Origin of the sequence: Streptomyces sp. NPDC007205 (genome assembly GCF_040634095.1) — a bacterium.
GTDB lineage: Bacteria > Actinomycetota > Actinomycetes > Streptomycetales > Streptomycetaceae > Streptomyces.
On the sequence record NZ_JBEYEW010000033.1, the window covers coordinates 15294 to 36837 of the forward strand.

Below are 21544 nucleotides of genomic sequence, written 5' to 3' on the forward strand. Positions count from 1 at the left end.
ATGCGCATGGCGAGTCAACTCGCCTGGTGGGCACGTGGGGAGCGTGTGCGACGGGCATATGCGTGCCCGGCGCGCACACGGTGTGTGAAACGGATGGGCCCGGCACCGAATTCGGTGCCGGGCCCATAGGGCGTAGCTCTGTGTGATCAGCCGTAGGTGTAGAAGCCCGAGCCGGTCTTCCGGCCCAGCCGGCCCGCCTCGACCATGCGCTGGAGCAGCGGCGGAGCGGCGTACAGCGGCTCCTTGTACTCGGCGTACATCGAGTTGGCGATGGAGACGATGGTGTCCAGGCCGATCAGATCGGACAGTTTCAGCGGGCCCATCGGGTGGGCGCAGCCCATCTCCATGCCGTTGTCGATGTCCTCACGGCTGGCGATGCCCGACTCGAACATCCGGATCGCGGAGAGCAGGTAGGGCACGAGCAGCGCGTTCACCACGAAGCCCGAGCGGTCCTGGGCGCGGATGGCGTGCTTGCCGAGCGCCTTCTCGGCGAAGACCTGGGCGCGGCTGAGGGTGCCCTCGGAGGTCGTGAGCGCCGGGATCAGTTCGACCAGCTGCTGCACCGGGGCCGGGTTGAAGAAGTGGATGCCGACGACGTGGTCGGGGCGGGAGGTGGCGACCGCCAGCTTCACCAGCGGGATCGAGGAGGTGTTGGAGGCGAGGATCGCGTCCGGCCGGGTCACCACCTGGTCGAGCACCTGGAAGATCTCCGTCTTCACCTGCTCGTTCTCCACGACGGCCTCGATCACGAGGTCGCGGTCGGCGAACTCGCCCAGGTCCGTGGTGAAGCTGAGGCGCGCCAGGGTGGCGTCCCGCTCCTCCTCGGTGATCTTGCCGCGCTCGGCGGCCTTGGTCAGAGAGTTGAGCAGCCGGGTACGGCCGATCTCCAGGGCCTCGCCGGTGGTCTCGGCGACCTTCACCTCCAGCCCCGCGCGGGCGCACACCTCGGCGATGCCCGCGCCCATCTGGCCGCAGCCCACGACTCCGACCCGCGCAATGTCTCCCGATGGGAAGCCCACTACATCGTCCCCTTCGCTGGTGTTCCGGCTCTCGCTGGCAGACCTCCGGGTTCGGCGCCTGCTCCGATCGTGCACGTTACCGCCAAGTATCGATGATCGATCGCTCGGGTGGGTGCATCCTGGGGCGCGGAACGATCCGTGACGGAGCGGATCCGTAGCGTACGGGGGTGTGCGGATGAGGCGGCCGGCACGGCGGGCTTTCCTCCTGGCGTCGCTGTCCTCGCTGGTCACGGCGCCGTTGGCGGTCGCGGCACCGGCTCGTCGGCACCGCTCGGCCCCCGAGATGCGGGGCGTGTGGATCGCGACGGTGTCCAACCGGGACTGGCCCTCCCGGCCCGGCCTCACCGCGGCCGCGCAGCGCGGCGAGCTGACCGCCCATCTCGACAGGGCGGCCCGCGACCGGCTCAACACGGTGATCCTGCAGGTACGGCCCACCGCCGACGCCCTGTGGCCGTCACCGTACGAGCCCTGGTCCGCCTACCTCACCGGCACCCAGGGCGGCGACCCCGGCTGGGACCCGCTGGGCACCGCGGTGCGGGAGGCGCACGCCCGGGGGCTGGAGCTGCACGCCTGGTTCAATCCGTACCGGATCGCCCACCACGCCGATCCCGGCCGGCTCGCCGCCTCGCACCCGGCCCGTGAGCACCCCGACTGGGTGGTGCGGTACGGCGGGAAGCTGTACTACAACCCCGGCCTGCCGGAGGTCCGCGCCTTCGTCCAGCAGGCGATGCTCGACGCCGTCGCCACGTACCCGGTCGACGCCGTCCACTTCGACGACTACTTCTACCCCTACCCGGTCGCAGGCCAGACCTTCGACGACGATGACGCCTACGACCGGTACGGCGACGAGTTCTCCAGTCGGGCCGCCTGGCGGCGGGACAACGTCGACACGCTGGTGAAGGAGATGGCCGCGGGCATCCAACGGGTCCGGCCCGGCACCCGGTTCGGGATCAGCCCGTTCGGGGTCTGGCGCAACGCCTCGACCGACCCGCGCGGCTCGGACACCCGGGCGGGCGTGCAGACGTACGACGACCTGTACGCGGACACCCGTACCTGGGTGCGCGAGCAGTGGATCGACTACATCGCCCCGCAGCTCTACTGGAACATCGGCTTCGCCGACGCGGACTACGCGAAACTGGCCGACTGGTGGGCGTCGGTCGCGCAGGGCACCGGCACACACCTCTACCTCGGCGAGGCCCTGTACAAGACCGGGGCCGCCGGGCAGCCCTCGGCCTGGCAGGACCCGGTCGAGCTGTCCCGGCACCTCACCCTCGCCGCTCGCTACCCGCAGGTGCGCGGGCATGTGTTCTTCGCCGCCAAGGACGTGGCGGCAGACCCGGTCGGGGCGATGTCACGCGTGATCGCCGACCACTACGGGCGATCGGCGAAGCCGCCCCGTTGATCCATCGCCTGCTCGTCCCGGTGCTTGACCTGGCAGTCGGGTCCGGGGGACATGATCGCCTCGTGCCCGTCCTCGAACCGGACGCGGTACGGCGGGTTGCCCTCCGAACCCAGCACTTCGACTACTTCAGTGACCTGGTCGTGTTGGCCGACCACCCTGCCGTGCTGGACAAGACGGTCGCCCTTGGATGCACGCATCTGCAGGCCCTCCTCATGATCACGACCGCTGTGTGACGGCGATGCACACGAGCACGGCGACGGCGGTCACCGGGGCGGCCGCCGTGAAGTGCTCACCCAGCAGCAGCGCCGACCACACCAGTGTGAGCAGGGGCTGAGCCAACTGCAACTGGCTGGCCCGCGGGATGCCGATGGCCGCCATGCCGCGATACCAGACGACCAGACCGAGGAACTGCGAGCCGAGCGCCACCCACAGCAGACCGGCGATGCCGTGCCCGGTCAGGTGCACGGACTCGTACGACAGCGCCACCGCGGCGGCGGGCACGCTCAGCGGCAGGCACAGCACCAGCGCCCAGCCGATCACCTGCCAGCCCGGCATGACCCGGGCCAGCCGGCCGCCCTCGGTGTAGCCGGCCGCGCACACCAGCAGGGCCGCGAAGAGAAAGCCGTCGGCGGCCGTGAGCGCGCCGCCGCTCTGCGCCACGGTGAAGGCGACCACGGCCGCGGCCCCCGCCAGCGCGGCCAGCCAGAACCGGCGCGAGGGCCGGCTGCCGGTGCGCAGGGCGGAGAACACGGCGGTGGTCAAGGGCAGCAGGCCCACCACGACGGCGGCGTGCGCGGTCGTGGAGGTCTGCAGGGCGAGCGTGGTCAGCATCGGGAAGCCGAGCACCACCCCGGCGGCGACCACGGCGAGACCCGGCAGATGCCGGCGCTCGGGCAGCCGGACCCGGAGGGCGAGGAGACAACCGCCCGCGACGAGCGCGGCGAGGACGCTGCGCACGGCCACAAGAGACCAGGGGCCGAAGCTCTCCAGGCCCCAGGCGGTGGCCGGGAAGGTCAGCGAGAAGGAGGCGACGCCGAGCGCGGCGAGGCCGGTGCCGAGGCCGCGCCGCTCGCGGGGAGCGGTGACCGCTATCGAGCTCCGGACAGTAGCGCTACTCTGTGTACTCATGAACCAGCGTAGCAGTGTCAGTGAACTGGCAGAAGAGCTTCGACGGGACCTCGACCGCTACTCGCCAGGTGGAAAGCTGCCGTCGAGTCGGGCGCTGGTCGAGCGGTTCCGCGTGAGTCCGGTGACCGTCTCGCGCGCCCTCGCCCAGCTGGCCGCCGAGGGGCTGGTCGTCACCCGGCCCGGAGCCGGCGCGTTCCGGGCCGGTCCGCGCACCGCGGAAACGCCCGCCGGGGACACCTCCTGGCAGGAGGTCGCGCTGAGCGCCGACGGCGCCGCCGAGCTCGTACCGCGCACGGTCGACGCCTCCGGGGTCACCGTGTCACTGGCCGCGCCGCCGCCCGGCGTGCTGGAGTTCAACGGCGGCTATCCGCATCCCTCCCTGCAGCCGGAGCGGGCCATGGCGGCGGCCCTGGCCCGGGCCGGGCGGCGGCCGGGCGCCTGGGGAAGGCCGCCGCTGGAGGGACTGCCGGAACTGCGGGAGTGGTTCGCGCGCGGCATCGGCGGCGCCGTCACGGCCGCCGAGGTGCTGATCGCGGCCGGCGGCCAGTCCGCCCTGGCCACCGCCCTGCGCGCGCTCGCCCAGCCCGGCGCCCCGGTCCTCGTCGAGTCACCCACCTACCCCGGCATGCTGGCCCTCGCCCGCGCCGCCGGACTGCGCCCCGTCCCGGTACCCGTGGACCCCGACGGCGTACGCCCCGACCTGCTCGCCGACGCCTTCCGGGCCAGCGGCGCCCGGGTGTTCGTCTGCCAGCCGCTGTTCCAGAACCCGACCGGTGCCGTCCTGGCCCCGGCCCGGCGCGCCGAGGTGCTGCGCATCGCCCGCGAGGCCGGCGCGTTCGTCGTCGAGGACGACTTCGTCCGGCGTCTGGTGCACGCCGACGCGGGCCCGCTGCCCCGCCCGCTGGCCGCCGACGACCCGGACGGGGTGGTCGTGCACGTCGGCTCGCTCACCAAGGCCACCTCGCCCAGCTTCCGGGTGAGCGCACTGGCCGCGCGCGGGCCGGTGCTGGAACGGCTGCGCGCCATCCAGGTCGTGGACAGCTTCTTCGTCCCCCGGCCGCTGCAGGAAGCGGCCCTGGAACTGGTCGGCTCCCCGGCCTGGCCCCGCCATCTGCGGTCCCTGTCCGCCGAGTTGAAGACCCGCCGCGACGCCATGACGGCCGCACTCGCGGCGCACCTGCCCGAGGTCGCCCTGCCGCACATCCCGTCCGGCGGCTACCACCTCTGGCTCCGGCTCCCCGACGGCACCGACGAGTCCGCCCTCACCTCGGCCGCGCTCCGCGCCGGCGTCGCCCTCACTCCCGGCCGCCCCTACTTCAGCGCCGAACCCCCCGCCGCCCACCTCCGCCTGAGCTTCGCGGCGGTCGCCGGGACCGGCGAGATCACCGAAGGGGTACGGCGCCTGCGGACGGCCTGCGACGAGGTGTTCCAGGGCGCGGTGCGGACGAATCCGGTCGACGCCCGTGCCCTCGGCCTGTGAGGATCCCGGTATGAGTGACGCACCCGCCCTCCCCGACGGCTATGAGTTCTCCGCCGACACCGCCCGCGTCGACGTCGACCGCGTCCACGGATGGCTGTCGGCCGACGCCTACTGGGCGATCGGCCGGACCCGCGAGAAGCACGAGCGGGCCATGGCGTCCTCGCTGAACTTCGGGGTGTACGACCGGGCCTCGGGGGAGCAGGTGGCCTACGCGCGCGTGGTGACCGACCAGGCGCTGTTCGCCTGGCTCGCCGATGTGTACGTGGACCGCTCGGTGCGCGGCAAGGGCCTCGGCACCGCCCTCGTCGGCCGTATCCGCGACCACCTGGGCCCGTACGGCCTGCGCCGCATGCTGCTCGCCACACAGGACGCCCAAGGGGTGTACGAGAAGGTGGGCTTCCGGCCGCTGGACCGCCCCGACCAGTGGATGGTCCACCCCTTCCAGTAGGGGTCCGTTCCTTCGCCTGGGCAGCCCGTTGCGGTGAGCTGCCGTACACCCACCGTAACTTCCCGGCGACAGCCCTTGACCTGCACTCACCCTGGGCTCACCATCACCGCATGCCACTGAGGGTGACGTTCGTCGCCGCCGCACGCAGCGCCCCGCTCCTCGCGGAGCGCTTCGAGGACGACCGGCCGCTGGACCAGGCCGGCTGGGACGAGGTCCAGCGCGCCGCCGGGGACCTGCTGCCGCTGGCGGCGGCCGAGCTGCGCTACTGCTCGCCGACCCCGCGCAGCCGGGCCACCGGCGACGCGCTCGGGTATGCCCCGCTGGTCCAACTGGCCCTGCGGGAGTGCGACATGGGCCGCTGGCGCGGGATGACCCTGGGCGAGGCGATGGCCCGGGAGCCGGAGGCGGTGGACGCCTGGCTCGCCGATCCGCGCGCCACCCCGCACGGCGGCGAGTCCCTGCTGGCCTTCATCTCCCGGGTCGGCGGCTGGCTGGACACCCGGCCGGCGGACGACGCCGGCCGGATCGTCGCCGTGGCCGAGCCCGCCGTGATCCGCGCGGCCCTGGTCTACGCCCTGAAGGCGCCGCCCGCGACCTACTGGAACATCGACGTGCGCCCGCTGTCCGCGTCCACCGTCACCGGCGGCGCGGGCCGCTGGAACCTCCGCCTGGACACTGTCCGCGCTCAGCCCTCGCGCACATAGTCCGTGGTCAGCACCAGATCCTTCGCCGGACCGCCGACCCGCCACACCGTGCGCCAGTGGTCGGCGTCCTGGACGGTGAACTCACCCCGGTAGAGGTCGGCCGCGCACGGGTGGTCGGCGACATACCGGCCCGTGGTCAGGTCCAGCCGGTGGAAGGGCCGCCCGTCCGCGAACCGCACGTCGGCCGTGCCCGGCGTGGGCCCCGGCAGGAACCGCAGCGTCCGGGTCGCCGGGCGCGTCACGCCCTGCCAGGTGAAGGTGCCGGACTCCTCGTGCAGCAGGCCCGGGCCGGTCAGCGGGGTGAAGTGGACGACACCCTCGAAGCGGCCCTCGTCCCCGCCCGCAAGATCCCGCACGCCCCGCTCGACGCGCCAGCGGCCGGTGAGGTGCGCCAGCACGTCGGCCACCGGCCAGAACCCGTCGTTCACCTCAGTGCCTTTCCGTTCCCCGCCCCCTTCGGACGCGATCGAGCTTAAAGCGTGACCGTGTGGCGGTGCAGGTGCCGGATCGTCGCCCGCAGCACCAGGGCGGCGCAGGTCAACTGCCGAAGTACTCCTGGGCCGCCCGGACCCCCTCCACCAGCGCGTCCACCTCGTCCAGGGTGTTGTAGACGTAGAAGCTCGCCCGGGTGGTCGCCGGGATGCCGTACCGCCTGACGATCGGCCGGGCGCAGTGGTGGCCCACGCGGACCGCCACGCCCCGCTCGTCCAGCACCTGACCCACGTCGTGCGGGTGGATGCCGTCGACGGTGAAGGAGACCGCCGAGCCACGGTCGGTGAGGTCGCGCGGGCCGACGATCCGCACGCCGGGGACCTCGCCGAGCAGCTCCAGGGCGCGGGCGGTGAGGGTGTCCTCGTACGCCGCCACCTCCGCCATGCCCAGCCGCTCCAGGTACTCCACCGCCGCCGCGAGCCCCACCGCCTGCGAGGTCATCGGCACGCCCGCCTCGAAGCGCTGCGGCGGCGGCAGGAAGGTGGTGCGGTCCATCTCGACGAGCTCGATCATCGAGCCGCCGGTGAGGAACGGCGGCAGGCCGGCGAGCAGGTCCGCGCGTCCCCACAGCACGCCGACGCCGTTCGGGCCGAGCATCTTGTGCCCGGAGAAGGCGAGGAAGTCCGCGCCCAGGTCCGTCACGTCGACCGGGCGGTGCGGCACCGACTGGGCGCCGTCCACGACCACCAGGGTGCCGAACGCATGGGCGCGGTCGGCGAGTTCGCGGACCGGGTTGAGCGTGCCGAGCACATTGGACTGGTGGGTGAGGGCGAGCACCTTGGTGTGCTCGTCCAGCAGCTCGTCGGCCCGGGACAGGTCGAGCCGGCCGTCGTCGGTGAGCCCGAACCAGTCGAGCCGGGCCCCGGTCCGCTCGGCGAGCTGCTGCCAGGGGACCAGGTTCGCGTGGTGCTCCATCTCGGTCACCACGATCCGGTCGCCGGGGCCGAGCCGGCCCGCGTTGCCGAGCGCGTAGGCGACGAGGTTGATGCCCTCGGTGGTGTTCCGGGTGAAGACCACCTCGTCGGCGGCGGCGCCGATGAACCGGGCGACCGTCCGCCGGGACTGCTCGTACGCCTCCGTCGCCTCGCCCGCGAGCTGGTGCGCGCCGCGGTGCACGGCCGCGTTGCGGTTCAGGTAGAAGTCCCGCTCGGCGTCGAGGACCTGCAGCGGTTTCTGGGTGGTGGCCCCGGAGTCCAGGTAGACGAGCGGGGCGCCGCTGTCCAGGGTCCGCTCCAGGATCGGGAAGTCCTTGCGCAGCGCGTGCACGTCGAAGGCCACGACGGCTCACCTCTCAGGGTCTGTCTCACGGTTTCGGCGGGTGTTCTCCGTGAGGCACGCTAAGCCTTCCTCACGGAGAAGCGCAAGGATTATCATGAGGGCCGTGGATCACGAGGCCCCCGTCCATCTGCGCCAGCTCCCGGTTCCGGGCGAGGACCGGTATGTCTCGCTGGCGCTGGTCAACACACGCTTCACCGTCAGCCACGGCGAGGTCGACCTGCTCGACGACACCGAGGCAGCGCATCTCTGGCTGGTCCGGCACGAGCTGCTGCCCGACCGGGTGGACCTGAACGGCAGACAGTCCGGGCGGCTGCGCGCCCTGCGCGAGGCGATGCGCGCCCTCTTCGAGGCCCGCGGCACCGTGGGCGATCCACCGGCCGGCGCCCTCGATGCCCTCAACGCCGCCCTCGCCGCCGCGCCCGCCACCCCCCGGCTCGCCTGGACCCCCGACGGCCCCCGGCGCGCCGACCTCCCCGACACCGGAAACCCGGCCGCCGCCGCGCTCTCGCTGCTCGCCGAGGATGCCGCCGACCTGCTCACCGGCGCGGACGCCGGCCAGCTCACCGAGTGTGCCGCCCAGGGCTGCGCCCGCTGGTTCCTGCGCTCCCACGGCGCCCGCCGCTGGTGCACGACCAAGTGCGGCAACCGGGTCCGGGCCGCCCGCGCCTATGCGGCCCGCAAGGCGGGTTCACCGTAACTCCTGGAATCTGTGCGGCCCGGAGTGATCCGGGAGGACACCGGCCGCATCTACCACGAGGTGAAGGGTCGTCCGCACTTTCCGGTGAAGGCGACCGACGTGGAACGGACGAAAGACCTCACTCCTTGAAGCGACAGATCCTCACCTTCGCCCTGGTCGGCGTCATCAACACCGCCGCCTATTACTGTCTCTACCTGGTGTTCCTCACGTGGCTGCCCTACCTGGCCGCGCATGTTCTCGCTTTTGCGCTCAGCATGGTCGGATCCTTCTTCCTGAACGCCCGCTTCACCTACCGGACGCGGCCCACCTGGCGGAAGTTCCTGCTGTTCCCCCTGACCAATGTGACCAACTTCCTCATCACCACGGTCGGCGTGTATGTGATCGTCGACGTCCTGCACGCCGGCAGCCGTTTCGCCCCGCTGCTCGCCTCCGCCGCGGCGATCCCGGTCACCTTCGTCGTCTCCCGCTGGGTGATGCTCCCCAGGCCGATCGCATAGTCGTTGCATAAAAGTGCAGCGCTACGTATAGTCATGCCATCACGAGGAGGATGGACATGGCGGTACGTGCGGCGGTGGCCGGAGCGAGCGGATACGCGGGCGGAGAGCTCCTGCGCCTGCTCCTCGCACACCCCGAGGTCGAGATCGGTGCCCTGACCGGGAACTCCAACGCCGGCCAGCGGCTCGGCGCGCTCCAGCCCCATCTGCTGCCGCTGGCCGACCGTGTGCTCGCCCCGACCACGGCCGAGGCGCTCGCCGGGCACGATGTGGTCTTCCTCGCGCTGCCGCACGGACAGTCCGCCGCCGTCGCCGAGCAGCTCGGCCCGGACGTCCTCGTGGTCGACATGGGCGCCGACTTCCGGCTGAGGGACCCGGCCGACTGGGAGACCTTCTACGGCTCCGAGCACGCCGGTACCTGGCCCTACGGCCTCCCCGAACTTCCGGGTGCCCGCGCCGCGCTGGAGGGGTCCAAGCGCATCGCGGTGCCCGGTTGCTACCCCACCGCCGTGTCCCTGGCCCTGTTCCCGGCCTACGCCGCAGGACTGGCCGAGCCCGAGGCGGTGATCGTCGCCGCGTCCGGCACCTCCGGCGCGGGCAAGGCACCCAAGCCGCATCTGCTCGGCAGCGAGGTCATGGGCTCCATGTCGCCGTACGGCGTCGGCGGCGGCCACCGGCACACCCCCGAGATGATCCAGAACCTCAGCGGGGTCGCCGGCCGGTCCGTGAAGGTCTCCTTCACGCCGATGCTCGCGCCGATGCCGCGCGGAATCCTCGCCACGTGCAGCGCGTCCGCTGTCGACGGGGTGACGGAGGAGTCCCTGCGGGCCGCCTACGAGAAGGCCTACGCCGACGAGCCCTTCGTCCATCTGCTCCCCGGGGGCCGGTGGCCCGCGACAGCGTCCGTCCACGGTTCCAACGCCGTTCAGGTCCAGGTCGCGTACGACGAGTCCGTGGGCCGCATCATCGCGATCAGCGCCATCGACAACCTGACCAAGGGCACCGCGGGCGGTGCCGTCCAGAGCATGAACATCGCCCTGGGTCTCCCTGAGACGACGGGGCTTTCCACGATCGGAGTCGCACCGTGAGCGTCACGGCAGCCAAGGGATTCACGGCGGCGGGCATCGCCGCCGGGATCAAGGAGAACGGCAACCCCGACCTGGCCCTCGTGGTCAACAACGGGCCCCGCCGTGCCGCCGCGGGCGTCTTCACCTCCAACCGTGTGAAGGCCGCGCCGGTGCTGTGGTCCGAGCAGGTCATGAAGGGCGGCCAGGTCTCCGCCGTCGTCCTCAACTCCGGTGGCGCCAACGCCTGTACGGGCCCGAAGGGCTTCCAGGACACCCACGCCACCGCCGAGAAGGCAGCCGAGGCGCTCGGCCGGGGCGCCATCGAGGTCGCCGTCTGCTCCACCGGCCTCATCGGCGTCCTGCTGCCCATGGACAAGCTGCTCCCCGGTGTGGAGACGGCCGCCGCCCAGCTGTCCGAGTACGGCGGTGAGAAGGCCGCCATCGCCATCAAGACCACCGACACCGTCCACAAGACCTCAGTGGTCACCAAGGACGGCTGGACGGTCGGCGGCATGGCGAAGGGCGCGGGCATGCTCGCCCCCGGCCTCGCCACCATGCTCGTCGTCCTCACCACCGACGCCGACCTGGACAACGAGACCCTGGACAAGGCCCTGCGCGCCGCCACCAGGGTCACCTTCGACCGGGTCGACTCCGACGGCTGCATGTCCACCAACGACACCGTCCTGCTGCTCGCCTCCGGCGCCTCGGGCATCACCCCCGAGTACGAGGAGTTCGCCGCAGCCGTGACGCAGGTCTGCGACGACCTCGGCCGGCAGCTCATCGGTGACGCCGAGGGCGCCAGCAAGGACATCAAGGTCGAGGTGGTCAACGCGGCCAGCGAGGCGGACGCCGTCGAGGTGGGCCGCTCCATCGCCCGCAACAACCTCCTCAAGTGCGCGATCCACGGCGAGGACCCCAACTGGGGCCGCGTGCTCTCCGCGATCGGCACCACGCAGGCCGCCTTCGAACCGGACCAGCTCAACGTCGCCATCAACGGAGTGTGGGTCTGCAAGAACGGTTCCGTCGGTGAGGACCGCGAGAAGGTCGACATGCGGTACCGCGAGGTGCACATCGTCGCCGACCTGGCCGCCGGTACCGAGACCGCGACCATCTGGACCAACGACCTCACCGCCGACTACGTCCACGAGAACAGCGCCTACTCCTCATGACCACGACGCGCAAGCACACGGCACTGCCCAAGGCCCAGATCCTGATCGAGGCGCTGCCCTGGCTGACCCGGCACCACGGCAAGATCGTCGTCATCAAGTTCGGCGGCAACGCCATGGTGAACGAGGAACTGAAGGCCGCCTTCGCCCAGGACGTCGTCTTCCTCAGGCACGCCGGCCTCAAGCCGGTCGTCGTCCACGGCGGCGGCCCGCAGATCAGCGCGGCCCTCGACCGGCACGGCATCGTCAGCGAGTTCAAGGCGGGCCTGCGCGTCACCACCGAGGACGCCATGGACGTCGTACGGATGGTGCTCGCGGGCCAGGTGCAGCGCGAGCTGGTCGGTCTGCTCAACCAGCACGGGCCGTTCGCCATCGGCCTGACCGGCGAGGACGCGCACACCATCACCGCCATCAAGCACCAGCCGGAGATCGACGGCGCACTGGTCGACATCGGACGGGTCGGCGAGATCACCGCGATCGACACGGGCGCCATCGAGGCGCTGCTCGCCGACGGCCGTATCCCGGTCGTCTCCTCGATCGCCCGCAGTCAGGACGACGGACATGTCTACAACGTCAATGCTGATACGGCGGCTGCGGCACTCGCTGCGGCACTGGGCGCCGAAACCCTCATGGTCCTCACCGACGTCGAGGGCCTCTACGAGGACTGGCCGAACTCCGACGAGGTGATCAGCCGTCTCACCGCTTCCCAACTGGAGAAGCTGCTGCCGGAGTTGAGCTCCGGCATGGTGCCGAAGATGGAGGGCTGTCTGCACGCCGTGCGCAACGGCGTGCACACCGCCCGGGTCATCGACGGCCGGGTCCAGCACTCGATCCTGCTGGAGATCTTCACCGACGAAGGCATCGGCACGATGGTCGTGCCCGACGACATTCCGGTCGAACAGGGGGAGTCATGAGTAACCAGGAGCTGACCCAGCGCTGGCAGGGCGCGCTCATGAACAACTACGGCACCCCGCGGCTGCCTCTCGTGCGCGGCGAGGGCGTGAAGGTGTGGGACGCCGAGGGCCGGGAGTACCACGACTTCGTCGGGGGCATCGCGACCAACGCCCTCGGCCACGCCCACCCGGCGATCGTCGAGGCCGTCAGCAGGCAGATCGGGCAGCTCGGCCACATCTCCAACTTCTTCATGGCCGAGCCCACCGTCGCCCTCGCCGAACGGCTTCTCCAGCTCTTCGGCCGGGAGGGCCGGGTCTTCTTCTGCAACTCCGGCGCCGAGGCCAACGAGGCCGCCTTCAAGATCGGCCGGCTCACCGGGCGCACCCACATGGTCGCCACCAGCGGCGGCTTCCACGGCCGTACGACGGGCGCGCTCGCGCTCACCGGCCAGCCCGCCAAGCAGGATCCCTTCCGGCCGCTGCCCGGCGACGTCACCCATGTCCCCTACGGCGACGCCCAGGCGCTCGCCGCCGCGGTCACCGAGGAGACGGCGCTGGTCATCATCGAGCCGATCCAGGGCGAGAACGGTGTCGTGGTCCCGCCGGCCGGCTACCTCAAGGCCGCCCGCGCCATCACCGCGGCCACCGGCGCCCTGCTGGTCCTGGACGAGGTGCAGACCGGCATCGGCCGTACCGGCACCTGGTTCGAGTACCAGGCCCACGAGGGTGTGCTGCCCGATGTCGTCACCCTCGCCAAGCAGCTCGGCGGCGGACTGCCGCTCGGCGCCACCGTGGCCTTCGGCCGGGCCGCCGAACTGCTCCACCCCGGCCACCACGGCACCACCTTCGGCGGCAACCCGGTCGCCTGTGCCGCCGGACTCGCCGTGCTCGACACCGTGGCGAACGACGGACTGCTGGAGAACGTCAAGCGGCAGAGCGAGAAGCTGCGCGAGGGAATCGAGGGACTGGGCCACCCGTTGATCGATTATGTGCGGGGTGCGGGCCTGCTCCTGGGTATCGTGCTCACCGGGCCGCGCGCGCAGCAGGTGCAGCAGACGGCCCAGGAGGCCGGGTTCCTGGTGAACGCGCCCGCCCCCGACGTCGTACGGCTCATGCCGCCGCTGAACCTCTCCGACGCCGAGGCGGGTGCCTTCCTCCAGGCGCTGCCCGGAATCCTCGACGCAGCGAACCCAGTGAATGGGGACGGACGATCCGGAGAATAGGACGACGATGAGCCAGGCGCAGGATCACGAGCAGGCGGCGGGTGCCGGACCGGCCGTCCCGCAGACCCGTACCGCGCGGCACCGCCGGATCGTGGACATCCTCAACCGGCAGCCGGTGCGTTCGCAGAGCCAGCTGGCGAAGCTGCTCGCCGACGACGGGCTGAGCGTCACCCAGGCGACGCTCTCCCGGGACCTCGACGAGCTGAACGCGGTGAAGATCCGCAACACCGACGGCGAGCTGATCTACGCGGTGCCGAGCGAGGGCGGGTTCCGCACCCCGCGCGCGCCGCTCGGGGAGTCGGCGAAGGAGGAGCGGATGCGGCGCCTGTCCCAGGAGCTGCTGATCTCCGCGGAGGCCTCCGCCAACCTCGTGGTCCTGCGCACCCCGCCGGGTGCCGCGCAGTTCCTGGCCTCGGCCATCGACCAGGCCGAACTGCACGACATCCTGGGCACGATCGCCGGCGACGACACGCTGCTGCTGATCAGCCGGGAGCCGACCGGGGGACAGGCCCTGGCGGACCATCTGCTGCGGCTGGCGCAGAACGGTCACTGACCCCGCATGCGGCGGCCTGCCGGGCGGAGCAGAATGGGAATGTGATCTTCCGCGGCGGGCGGGCGACCTTGCGGGCAATCCCGTGGAGGCCCTCGACCGTATACAGAAGTGTGTCGGGATTCCGGTTTCCCGTGAGCCGCCTCCCGGACGAGGCTCTGCTGTCCGGGCTGGCCACCGGTGATCCGGAACTCGCCGAAGTCTTCGTGCGAAGGTTCCAGCACCGGGTGTTCGGAGTCGCCATGGCGGTCACGCGTGATCAGCAAGTCGCTGAGGACGTCGCCCAGCTGACGTTCGAGCGGGCGTGGCAGCATGCCCAGATCTACGACTCCCGGCGGGGCTCGGTCGCCACCTGGCTGACGACCATCGCGCACAACCTGGCCGTCGACGCCGTCCGCGCACGCCGGACCGAGCCGATGGCGTCGGAGGAACTCGACGCCCTCCTCGATGCCGTCACCGAGACCCCCGAGCAGTGGGCCCTGGCCGACGAGGCCTCCTCCCAGCTCCGGGCCGCCTTGGCGCGGCTGCCGCGGGGACAGGCCCGGGCGCTGGTGATGGCGGGCATCTACGGGCTGACGGCCCAGCAGATCGCCGACCGGGAGGGGATCCCGCTGGGCACCGCCAAGACGCGGGTCAGGGCCGCGATGGCGAAACTGCGCACCACCCTCGTGTCTTCGCAACGAGGCGACCATGTCCAGTGACCGTAGCTGCGACACGCTGCGCGAGATCGGCGCCGAGCTCGCACTGGGTGTGCTGTGCGGCAGCGAGCGGGCCGAGGCGGTCGCCCACCTGGACCGGTGCGCGCACTGCCGGGAGCACGTCCGGCAACTCACCCTGATCGGCGACCGGCTGATCGGCCTGTTGCCGGACAGCGACCCGCCGCCCGGCTTCGAGGGCCGGGTAGCGCGCAGTCTGGTCCAGCAGGCGACCGGGCCGGAGGGCGCGCGCGCGTCCAGTCGCATGCCCCGGCCACTCCGCGGCCATGTGCGCCGGGCCCGGCTGCGGCTCGCGGCGGTCGCCACCACGCTCGCGGTCGCCATCGGGTTCGCCGGCTGGGCGCTCGGCACCGCGGTGCAGGAGGTCACGGCGGCCGCACCCGCCACCATTTCCGAGCCCATGCTGGTGGGCGACATGATCGCGGCCAGCGGCCGGTCGGTCGGCGAGTTCTACGCCCACCCGGGCAGCCCCGCCTGGATCTTCATGTCCGTCGATCTCTCCGGGGCCCACGCCGCCTACAGTGGAACGGTCACCTGTCTTCTCGAGCGTTCGGACGGCAGCCTGCTCCGCATCGGGGACTTCCCCGTGCGCGGCGGCCGCGGCGACTGGGGCATCGGGGCTCACGGCGACCTGTCGGCCGTCTCCCGCGCCCGGCTGACGTCGCCGGACGGCACCGTCTTCGCCACAGCCGATCTGCAAAAGGGCCAGGTGGTCGAGCCGGCGGAGGCCTGAGACGCAGCCGGTCCGGCTCACGGACGGCGCGTCAGGGGCAGCGCCGACTCCAGGGCTGCGGCGAGTTCGGCGACCGTGGGCCGGGACGCCGGGTCGATCCGCAGGCAGCTGTCGACGGCGGCGGCGAGCGCGGGCGGCAGCCGCCGCCGGGAGGCGATCGGCGGGGCGGTCCGCTCCGCCTGCGGGCACCGGCTGTCCGGGCCGCCGGGGGTGTCGTCCTGCGCCGCGGCCCCGTTCCGGGACCCGGTCTCCCCGTGGCCGAACGGCACGTCACCGCACGCCACCTCGAACAGCGTGACGCCGATGCCCCATACGTCGGCGGCGGCCGTGAGCACACCGCCGCGGGCCTGCTCCGGGGCCAGGTAGCAGAGCGTGCCCAGTCCGGCGGGCGCCGGCCCGGGCGGCCGCGCGACGCTCAGGTCCAGCACCTTCGCATGGCCGCGCTCCACCACCACGTTGGACGGCTTGAGGTCCAGGTGCAGCAGACCCCGGCCGTGCAGATAGTGGACCGCGGAACACAACTGCCCGCCGAGCAGCGCCACGTCCGCCGCGGCCGGCCGGCGCCGCAACCGGCCCACGAGGTACGACAGCGTCTCGCCGGTCAGCGTCTCCAGGACCACGAGCGGTTCCGGCGACGCGAAGCTGTCATAGCACCGGACCAGGTGCGGATGGCTGAACTCCCGCAGCCAACGGCCCTCCCGCAACAGCCGCTCGCGCACCCGCTCCTCCTCCCGGCGGTCCGGACGCAGCGCCTTGATCACGCACCGGCAGGCCCGTTCCTCGCTCCAGGCGTCGTAGACGTCGAGCCAGCCGGTGCGGGTCAGATGGGCCAGGATCTCGTACCCGGGAGCCGGTTTCGTGCCCGGCGGGAGGGGGGCGGGGCCGCTCATGACAGCACCGCGCCCGCGCTCAGCCGGTGCAGCCGGGCATACGTGCCGCCGCGCCCCAGCAGATCGTCGTGGGCGCCGTGCTCGACGATGCGCCCGTGGTCGAGCACCACGATGCGCGTGGCGTCCCGGACAGTGAGCAGGTTGTGGGAGATGACCACGGTCGTCCGCCCGGCCATCAGCCGGCGCAGCGGGTCCATGATCCGCCGGCCCGACCGGACGTCGAGCCCGGTGGTCGGCTCGTCCAGGAGCAGCACGGGAGCGTCCCTGAGCATCGCCCGGGCGATCGCCAGCCGCTGGCACTGCCCGCCGGACAGCGTCCGGCCGCGCTGGCCGACCGGGGTGTCGTACCCCTCGGGGAGCAGCTCGACGAACTCGTGGGCGTCCGCCGCACGCGCCGCCGCGAGGATCTCCTCGTCCGTGGCCTCCGGCCGGCCGTAGGCGATGTTCTCCCGCACGGTGCCGTGGAAGACCAGCGTCTCCTGGAGCACCACGGCGACGTTCTCCCGCACGTCGGCCAGACGCAGGTCCCGCAGGTCGACGCCGTCCAGGCGGACCGCTCCCCGGTCGGGGTCGTAGAAGCGCAGCTGGAGCTTGGCGAGCGTCGACTTGCCGGCTCCGCTGGCCCCGACCAGCGCCAGGGTCTCCCCGGGCGCCACATGGAAGGACACGTCCGACAGCGCCCACGAGGAGGCGCCGGGATAGCGGAACCAGACTCCGTCGAACTCCACCGCGCCCCGCGCGCGGCCGATCCGGCGGGCGCCCGGGGCCTCGACCACTTGCGGCCGCTGGTCCAGCAGCTCGACGATCCGTTCGGCCGAGGCGGAAGCCGCGTAGAAGGTGTTGCCGAGGCGGGACAGGCCGCGGACCGGGGTGTAGAGCTTGCCGATCAGCGCCAGGAAGACCAGCAGCCCGCCCAGCGTGAGCTGTCCCTGCGCCAGCTTCCACGTGCCGAGGCCCATCACCGCGAGGCCGCCGACCACCTCGATGATCTCGACGAGGGGCCGGTAGACGCCCCGGATCCGCGCCGACACCATCGCCGCCCTGAACCTGCCGACGCTCTCCCGCTCGAACCGGCTCTCCTCCCACCCCTGCCGGTTGTACGCCTGGACCAGGGCGACGTTGCCGAGCGCCTCTTCGGCGACGGCGCTGAGCGAGCCGCTGCGCCGCCTGCGCTCCCGTGACGCCGTCTTGATCAGCCGCGAGAAGTGCCGGGCGGCGGCCCAGAACAGTGGCACGATGGCCAGGGCGAGCAGCGTGAGGTCCCACCGCAGGTAGAACAGCAGGCTCAGGAAGACACCCAGCTGGATCACGTAGTAGAGGGCATCCGCCACGCCCGAGAGCAGAAACGTCTCGACCGCGTCGACGTCCCCCGTGATGCGGGAGAGCACGTCCCCGAGCCGCCGGCGTTCGAAGAAGCCGAGCGAGAGCCCTTGGACGTGCCGGAACACATCGGCGCGGAGCGAGAGCAGAAAACGTTCGCCGACCCAGGTGGACGTCACGCCGTCGGCGAAGTCCAGGATGCCGGAGCACACCATGAGCCCCAGATAGGCCGGCGCGATCCAGAGCAGCGGCCGCAGGTCGCGGGGGACGAGGACATCGTCCACGACGACCTTGAAGATCCAGATCTCCGCGCCCTCGACCAGCGGACCGGCCAGGCTGAAGAAGAGAACGGGGACCAGCCAGCGGCGGCCGCCCCTGGTGTAGGGCCAGAACCGCCGGAACACCTCACGCGGCGGGACAGGGGGTGCCGCCGCGACGACGGAGTCGGAGACCTCACCCGCCGCCAGCAGACGCCGCAGGACGTGCACCATGGGATGCGTTCTTCGGGACCGCCGAAGCGGACCGGGTCATTCGCTGTCCCGGTCCGCTCAGCTTTCCTGTGGGATCAGTAGCCGCCGTGGCCGCCGTGGCCGTGGTCGCCGCCGTGGTCACCGTGGTCGCCGTGGTCGCCGTGGTCGCCGTGGTCGTGGCCGTGGCCGCTGCCGTTGTCGTGCCCGCTGCCGCCGTGGTCGCCGTGGTCGCGCCTGGCCGGCATGAGCTTGCTGAAGATAGCCATTGCGTTCCTCCCGAAACTTGTTTCACAGGGGGTACGTCTCAGGGCGCGATTCGGATGGCTTCGCAGGAAAAAAGTTGCCCGGGAAAACGTCGGCGTCAGCCCAGACGCGCCGCCAACCCCCCGGTGCAGCGCACCTCGTCGCCCGCCGTGATCAGCAGGCCCTCCACGTCCGGCAGGGACTCCAGCCACCCCAGCCCCGCCCGCGACCCCATCGCGAACGCCGCCGTGGCCCAGCAGTCCACCCAGGTCAGCCGGGGCCCCACCACCGTCACCGACACCAGGTCCGTGACCGCGGGCCTGCCCGTCCGCGGGTCCACGATGTGTGCGCCCCGCTCGGCCGTGCCCGACGTCGCCACCGACAGTTCGTCCGCGCCCGCTGCCGAGATCACCGCCGCGAGACCGCCCGGACGCAACGGGTCGGACACGCCCACGCGCCACGGCCGGTGCGGCTCCGGCGAACCCAGCATCTGCACGTCCCCGCCTCCGTTCACGCTGACCCCGCGCACCCCGGCCACCTCCGCCAGCAGCCGCGCGGCCCGCTCCGCCGCCCAGCCCTTGACGATCCCGGTGGGATCCAGGGCACCCCGGTACCGGGGGCTGAACCAGCGCTCGCTCGTGTGTTCCGCCTCGGCCGCGAGGTCCAGCACCTCGGCGACCTCCGGCGCGCACTCCGCCACGGTCAGCTCGCCCCGGGCCAGCCGCGAGATCTCGCTGTCCTCCCGGTAGGTGCTGAAGACCGCGTCCGCCCGGTGCAGCCCGGCGACCGCTTCGGCCAGCGCCTCCCGTACCGCACGCGGATCCCCGCCGCGGACGTCGAAGGAGAAGACGGTCCCCATGACCTCCTCCGCATGACGCACCGCGGCGGGAGTCCCGGCCGGCCCGGTCACCGTGTCAGCCACCGGCCTGGTCCAGCGCGGACTGCAGCGACTGTTTGTAGCCGGTGCTGGTGTAGGTCGCGCCGGAGACGGCGTCGATGTCCGCGTTCCCGGCCGCGACGGCCTCCTGGTTGAGCTTCGGGACCGCCATGGCCGTCTTCTGGTCGCTGAGGCCGCCCTTGGGCGCCTGTACCGCCTCCGCCTTGGTGACCTTGCCACCGGCGACGGTGACGCGCACCTGGACGGGACCGTACTGGGTCTGCGCGACCTTCCCGGTGACGGTGCGCGCCTGCGCGGCCCCCGAGGATCCGGCGTGCGCCGCCGGCGCCGACTTCACCTTGTCCAGCGCCGACTGCAGCGACTTCCTGTACCCCGCGCTCGTGTACGTCGCCCCCGACACCGAGTCGATCCGCGCGCTCTGTGCCGCGACGGCCTCCTGGTTGAGCCTGGGCACGGCCATGGCGGTCTTCTGGTCGCTGAGTCCGCCCTTGGGCGCCTGCACCGCCTCGGCCTGGGTGACCTTGCCGCCGGCCACGGTCAGCCGTACCTGCACGGTCCCGTACTGCGTCTGCGCCGCGTCACCGGTCACCGTGCCGGAGCCGGCGGAGGCCTGCGCGTCGCCCGCGGTGCCGCCCTGCGGTGACTGCTGCGCCCCCGCGCCCTGTGACGGTGCCGCGCCCACCGCCGACGCCGAGGCCGGGCCGGACGCCGGCTTCAGCGACAGCAGCAGTACGACACCGGACACGGTGGCGGCCGTGGCCAGGACGACGCGCCGGATCGGGTGGCTCTTCCTCATCGCTTCGCAGCTCCTGCTCACATCTCGAACGACTCGTGGTGGATGCGGCGGGCGGGGACCCCCGCGCCGCGCAGCGCCTCGTACACCGACTGCGCGAACCCGGCCGGGCCGCACATGAACACATCGTGGCGCTCGATGTCCGGGATCTTCCGCTGGAGGTTCTCCGCCGAGATGTCCGGCCGCTCGCCCTCCGGACTGTTCACCGCGTACATCAGCCGGGCGCCCCGTTCGTCGGCGATCTTCGCCAGCTCGTCCCACAGCGCCAGGTCCTGGGTGCTGTTGGCCCGGTAGAGCAGGGTGATGTCACCGGCCGCGCCGGGCAGCGTCTCGAACAGCGCCCGCATCGGCGTGATCCCGACCCCGCCCGCGACCAGCAGAACCTTGCCCCGGCTGCGGCGCTGCGCGGTCATCGCGCCGTACGGGCCCTCCGCCCACACCCGGGTGCCGGGCGTCAGCTCGCGCAGCCGCTCGCTGTGGTCACCGATGGCCTTGACCGTGATCCGCAGCATGTCGGGGCGGGGCGCCGCCGACAGGGAGTACGGGTGCGAGCTGAACCGCATCCCGGGGGCGAGGAACCGCCAGCGGAAGAACTGTCCCGCCTCGGCGCCCATCCGGTGCAGCCTCCGCCCGCCGATCAGCACCGACACGATGCCCGGGGTCTCCTCGATGACCGCCTCCACGCGCATGCGGTGCCGCAGGTTCAGCCGGACCGGGGTGAGGATGCGGTACCAGATCACCAGCGCGGTGACGGTGCCGTACAGGCCGTACCAGAAGGTCTTGGCGGCGGGCTCGACCGCGAAGTCGTTCCCGGTGCTGATCTGGTGCCAGAACGTCAGGAACACCGCCGCGTACGTCATCAGGTGGACGTGGTACCAGGTGTCGTACGGCATCCGGCGGCGGATCCCGCCGATCGACGTCAGCCCGATGAGCACGAACACGCCGGTGCCGACGGCCGCCTTGCCCAGGTCGGGCAGCTGGTTGATGGAGTCGACGGTCTGCTGCACGATGTCGCCGAGCGACTTGCCCGCCTGCAGCGCGTACCCCCACATGGTGAGGAACACGTGCGCCACGATCAGGCAGAGCGTGTAACGGCCGCTCATCGCGTGCCAGCGGGCCACCCGGTCGGAGCCGACCCGGCGCTCCAGCGCCGGTACGCGTGCCATCTGGAGCACGACCAGCGCCATCAGATAGCCGGCCAGCAGGCCGGTGATCCGGCCCGCGTTGAGGATCCTGCTGTTGTCGTCGGCGACGGACGGTGTGTTGTGCCACCAGAGCCACAGCACGGCCGCCGCGCCCGCCCAGACGGCGAGCAGCAGCGGGACGGCCGGGGAGCGGCGCGGGCGGATGCGGCGCATCGTCTGTCGGCGGGCGGCACGTCCGCCTGCGAGCGTGGTGGTCACGGTTCCTCCGTGGGGACTTGACCCTTGGCCCAGAGAT

The 21544-nt window shown here is 72.1% G+C and carries 24 protein-coding genes; 13 read left to right on the forward strand and 11 right to left on the reverse strand.

Features of this window, described 5'->3' with window-relative positions:
• Positions 1-146: 146 nt before the first annotated feature.
• Positions 147-1019, reverse strand: a complete 873-nt coding sequence (locus ABZ624_RS34160; protein ID WP_360097965.1) for a 3-hydroxybutyryl-CoA dehydrogenase — start codon at positions 1017-1019, stop codon at positions 147-149.
• A gap of 175 nt (positions 1020-1194) precedes the next feature.
• On the opposite strand from ABZ624_RS34160, the gene ABZ624_RS34165 reads away from it, so the two are divergent.
• Positions 1195-2421 carry a family 10 glycosylhydrolase gene (locus tag ABZ624_RS34165; protein ID WP_360097968.1) on the forward strand — a complete coding sequence of 409 codons (1227 nt, stop codon included), beginning with the start codon at positions 1195-1197 and terminating at the stop codon, positions 2419-2421.
• On the opposite strand, the gene ABZ624_RS34170 is transcribed toward ABZ624_RS34165, so the two are convergent.
• Both ABZ624_RS34170 and ABZ624_RS34175 read right to left on the reverse strand, forming a co-directional pair.
• Positions 2391-2618: a DUF1918 domain-containing protein gene (locus ABZ624_RS34170; protein WP_360097971.1), complete on the reverse strand. Its 228-nt coding sequence runs from the start codon at positions 2616-2618 to the stop codon at positions 2391-2393. The two genes, ABZ624_RS34165 and ABZ624_RS34170, sit on opposite strands and share 31 nt — an antisense overlap.
• 19 nt (positions 2619-2637) lie before the next feature.
• Positions 2638-3549, reverse strand: a complete 912-nt coding sequence (locus ABZ624_RS34175) for a DMT family transporter (protein ID WP_360097974.1) — start codon at positions 3547-3549, stop codon at positions 2638-2640.
• Here ABZ624_RS34175 and ABZ624_RS34180 point away from each other — a divergent pair.
• From ABZ624_RS34180 to ABZ624_RS34190, 3 genes are all read left to right on the forward strand, one after another.
• Positions 3548-5029, forward strand: coding sequence for a PLP-dependent aminotransferase family protein (locus tag ABZ624_RS34180; RefSeq protein ID WP_360097977.1), 1482 nt, complete (start codon positions 3548-3550; stop codon positions 5027-5029). The two genes, ABZ624_RS34175 and ABZ624_RS34180, sit on opposite strands and share 2 nt — an antisense overlap.
• 10 nt (positions 5030-5039) lie before the next feature.
• A complete protein-coding gene (locus ABZ624_RS34185) occupies positions 5040-5477 on the forward strand; it encodes a GNAT family N-acetyltransferase (protein WP_360097980.1) in 438 nt (145 codons plus the stop codon).
• A 110-nt stretch (positions 5478-5587) separates the two neighbouring features.
• Positions 5588-6181: a histidine phosphatase family protein gene (locus tag ABZ624_RS34190; protein WP_360097983.1), complete on the forward strand. Its 594-nt coding sequence runs from the start codon at positions 5588-5590 to the stop codon at positions 6179-6181.
• Here the strand turns inward: ABZ624_RS34190 and ABZ624_RS34195 are convergent.
• Positions 6163-6609: a DUF6314 family protein gene (locus ABZ624_RS34195; protein ID WP_360097986.1), complete on the reverse strand. Its 447-nt coding sequence runs from the start codon at positions 6607-6609 to the stop codon at positions 6163-6165. The two genes, ABZ624_RS34190 and ABZ624_RS34195, sit on opposite strands and share 19 nt — an antisense overlap.
• Before the next feature lie 109 nt (positions 6610-6718).
• The gene (locus tag ABZ624_RS34200) at positions 6719-7951 is read right to left on the reverse strand and encodes a cysteine desulfurase (protein WP_360097989.1); all 1233 of its coding nucleotides are present in this window, start codon (positions 7949-7951) and stop codon (positions 6719-6721) included.
• A gap of 94 nt (positions 7952-8045) precedes the next feature.
• Between ABZ624_RS34200 and ABZ624_RS34205 the strand changes: the two genes are divergently transcribed.
• From ABZ624_RS34205 to ABZ624_RS34245, 9 genes are all read left to right on the forward strand, one after another.
• Positions 8046-8648 (forward strand): ABATE domain-containing protein, encoded by a 603-nt coding sequence (locus ABZ624_RS34205; RefSeq protein ID WP_360097992.1) that lies wholly within the window; start codon positions 8046-8048, stop codon positions 8646-8648.
• Positions 8649-8773: 125 nt separating this feature from the next.
• Positions 8774-9145: a GtrA family protein gene (locus ABZ624_RS34210; RefSeq protein WP_360097995.1), complete on the forward strand. Its 372-nt coding sequence runs from the start codon at positions 8774-8776 to the stop codon at positions 9143-9145.
• A gap of 56 nt (positions 9146-9201) precedes the next feature.
• A complete protein-coding gene (gene argC / locus ABZ624_RS34215; protein WP_360097998.1) occupies positions 9202-10230 on the forward strand; it encodes an N-acetyl-gamma-glutamyl-phosphate reductase in 1029 nt (342 codons plus the stop codon).
• Positions 10227-11378, forward strand: a complete 1152-nt coding sequence (argJ, locus tag ABZ624_RS34220) for a bifunctional glutamate N-acetyltransferase/amino-acid acetyltransferase ArgJ (RefSeq protein WP_360098001.1) — start codon at positions 10227-10229, stop codon at positions 11376-11378. The genes argC and argJ overlap by 4 nt, the downstream gene beginning before the upstream one ends.
• Positions 11375-12289 carry an acetylglutamate kinase gene (argB, locus tag ABZ624_RS34225; RefSeq protein WP_360098004.1) on the forward strand — a complete coding sequence of 305 codons (915 nt, stop codon included), beginning with the start codon at positions 11375-11377 and terminating at the stop codon, positions 12287-12289. The genes argJ and argB overlap by 4 nt, the downstream gene beginning before the upstream one ends.
• On the forward strand, positions 12286-13491 hold the full coding sequence (locus ABZ624_RS34230; RefSeq protein ID WP_360098007.1) for an acetylornithine transaminase: 1206 nt from the start codon (positions 12286-12288) through the stop codon (positions 13489-13491). Before argB ends, ABZ624_RS34230 begins: the two co-directional genes overlap by 4 nt.
• Positions 13492-13498: 7 nt before the next feature.
• Entirely contained in the window at positions 13499-14044 is a 546-nt protein-coding gene (locus ABZ624_RS34235) for an arginine repressor (protein ID WP_360098010.1), read from the forward strand.
• Between the two features lie 110 nt (positions 14045-14154).
• Positions 14155-14742, forward strand: coding sequence for a sigma-70 family RNA polymerase sigma factor (locus ABZ624_RS34240; protein WP_360098013.1), 588 nt, complete (start codon positions 14155-14157; stop codon positions 14740-14742).
• A complete protein-coding gene (locus ABZ624_RS34245) occupies positions 14732-15490 on the forward strand; it encodes a hypothetical protein (RefSeq protein WP_360098016.1) in 759 nt (252 codons plus the stop codon). The genes ABZ624_RS34240 and ABZ624_RS34245 overlap by 11 nt, the downstream gene beginning before the upstream one ends.
• A gap of 17 nt (positions 15491-15507) precedes the next feature.
• Here ABZ624_RS34245 and ABZ624_RS34250 read toward each other — a convergent pair whose 3' ends face one another.
• The 6 genes from ABZ624_RS34250 to ABZ624_RS34275 form a co-directional block, all read right to left on the reverse strand.
• Complete coding sequence (locus ABZ624_RS34250) at positions 15508-16380, reverse strand: serine/threonine-protein kinase (protein WP_360098019.1); 873 nt, start codon at positions 16378-16380, stop codon at positions 15508-15510.
• On the reverse strand, positions 16377-18191 hold the full coding sequence (locus ABZ624_RS34255) for an ABC transporter ATP-binding protein (protein ID WP_360098022.1): 1815 nt from the start codon (positions 18189-18191) through the stop codon (positions 16377-16379). The genes ABZ624_RS34250 and ABZ624_RS34255 overlap by 4 nt, the downstream gene beginning before the upstream one ends.
• A 74-nt stretch (positions 18192-18265) precedes the next feature.
• On the reverse strand, positions 18266-18436 hold the full coding sequence (locus ABZ624_RS34260; RefSeq protein ID WP_360098025.1) for a hypothetical protein: 171 nt from the start codon (positions 18434-18436) through the stop codon (positions 18266-18268).
• 95 nt (positions 18437-18531) lie between these two features.
• Positions 18532-19335, reverse strand: coding sequence for an FAD:protein FMN transferase (locus ABZ624_RS34265; RefSeq protein ID WP_360098028.1), 804 nt, complete (start codon positions 19333-19335; stop codon positions 18532-18534).
• Entirely contained in the window at positions 19328-20107 is a 780-nt protein-coding gene (locus tag ABZ624_RS34270) for an FMN-binding protein (protein WP_360098031.1), read from the reverse strand. The genes ABZ624_RS34265 and ABZ624_RS34270 overlap by 8 nt, the downstream gene beginning before the upstream one ends.
• Positions 20108-20124: 17 nt before the next feature.
• Positions 20125-21507 (reverse strand): ferredoxin reductase family protein, encoded by a 1383-nt coding sequence (locus tag ABZ624_RS34275; protein ID WP_360098034.1) that lies wholly within the window; start codon positions 21505-21507, stop codon positions 20125-20127.
• Positions 21508-21544 lie beyond the last annotated feature (37 nt).

Bases quoted from the DNA above. Each gene is read 5' to 3' on its own strand.
- ABZ624_RS34165 (WP_360097968.1), top strand. From the start codon at position 1,195: ATGAGGCGGCCGGCACGGCGGGCTTTCCTCCTGGCGTCGCTGTCCTCG.
- ABZ624_RS34170 (WP_360097971.1), bottom strand. From the start codon at position 2,618: ATGCGTGCATCCAAGGGCGACCGTCTTGTCCAGCACGGCAGGGTGGTC.
- ABZ624_RS34180 (WP_360097977.1), top strand. From the start codon at position 3,548: ATGAACCAGCGTAGCAGTGTCAGTGAACTGGCAGAAGAGCTTCGACGG.
- ABZ624_RS34175 (WP_360097974.1), bottom strand. From the start codon at position 3,549: ATGAGTACACAGAGTAGCGCTACTGTCCGGAGCTCGATAGCGGTCACC.
- ABZ624_RS34185 (WP_360097980.1), top strand. From the start codon at position 5,040: ATGAGTGACGCACCCGCCCTCCCCGACGGCTATGAGTTCTCCGCCGAC.
- ABZ624_RS34190 (WP_360097983.1), top strand. From the start codon at position 5,588: ATGCCACTGAGGGTGACGTTCGTCGCCGCCGCACGCAGCGCCCCGCTC.
- ABZ624_RS34205 (WP_360097992.1), top strand. From the start codon at position 8,046: ATGAGGGCCGTGGATCACGAGGCCCCCGTCCATCTGCGCCAGCTCCCG.
- argC (WP_360097998.1), top strand. From the start codon at position 9,202: ATGGCGGTACGTGCGGCGGTGGCCGGAGCGAGCGGATACGCGGGCGGA.
- argB (WP_360098004.1), top strand. From the start codon at position 11,375: ATGACCACGACGCGCAAGCACACGGCACTGCCCAAGGCCCAGATCCTG.
- ABZ624_RS34230 (WP_360098007.1), top strand. From the start codon at position 12,286: ATGAGTAACCAGGAGCTGACCCAGCGCTGGCAGGGCGCGCTCATGAAC.
- ABZ624_RS34235 (WP_360098010.1), top strand. From the start codon at position 13,499: ATGAGCCAGGCGCAGGATCACGAGCAGGCGGCGGGTGCCGGACCGGCC.
- ABZ624_RS34245 (WP_360098016.1), top strand. From the start codon at position 14,732: ATGTCCAGTGACCGTAGCTGCGACACGCTGCGCGAGATCGGCGCCGAG.
- ABZ624_RS34250 (WP_360098019.1), bottom strand. From the start codon at position 16,380: ATGAGCGGCCCCGCCCCCCTCCCGCCGGGCACGAAACCGGCTCCCGGG.
- ABZ624_RS34255 (WP_360098022.1), bottom strand. From the start codon at position 18,191: ATGGTGCACGTCCTGCGGCGTCTGCTGGCGGCGGGTGAGGTCTCCGAC.
- ABZ624_RS34260 (WP_360098025.1), bottom strand. From the start codon at position 18,436: ATGGCTATCTTCAGCAAGCTCATGCCGGCCAGGCGCGACCACGGCGAC.
- ABZ624_RS34270 (WP_360098031.1), bottom strand. From the start codon at position 20,107: ATGAGGAAGAGCCACCCGATCCGGCGCGTCGTCCTGGCCACGGCCGCC.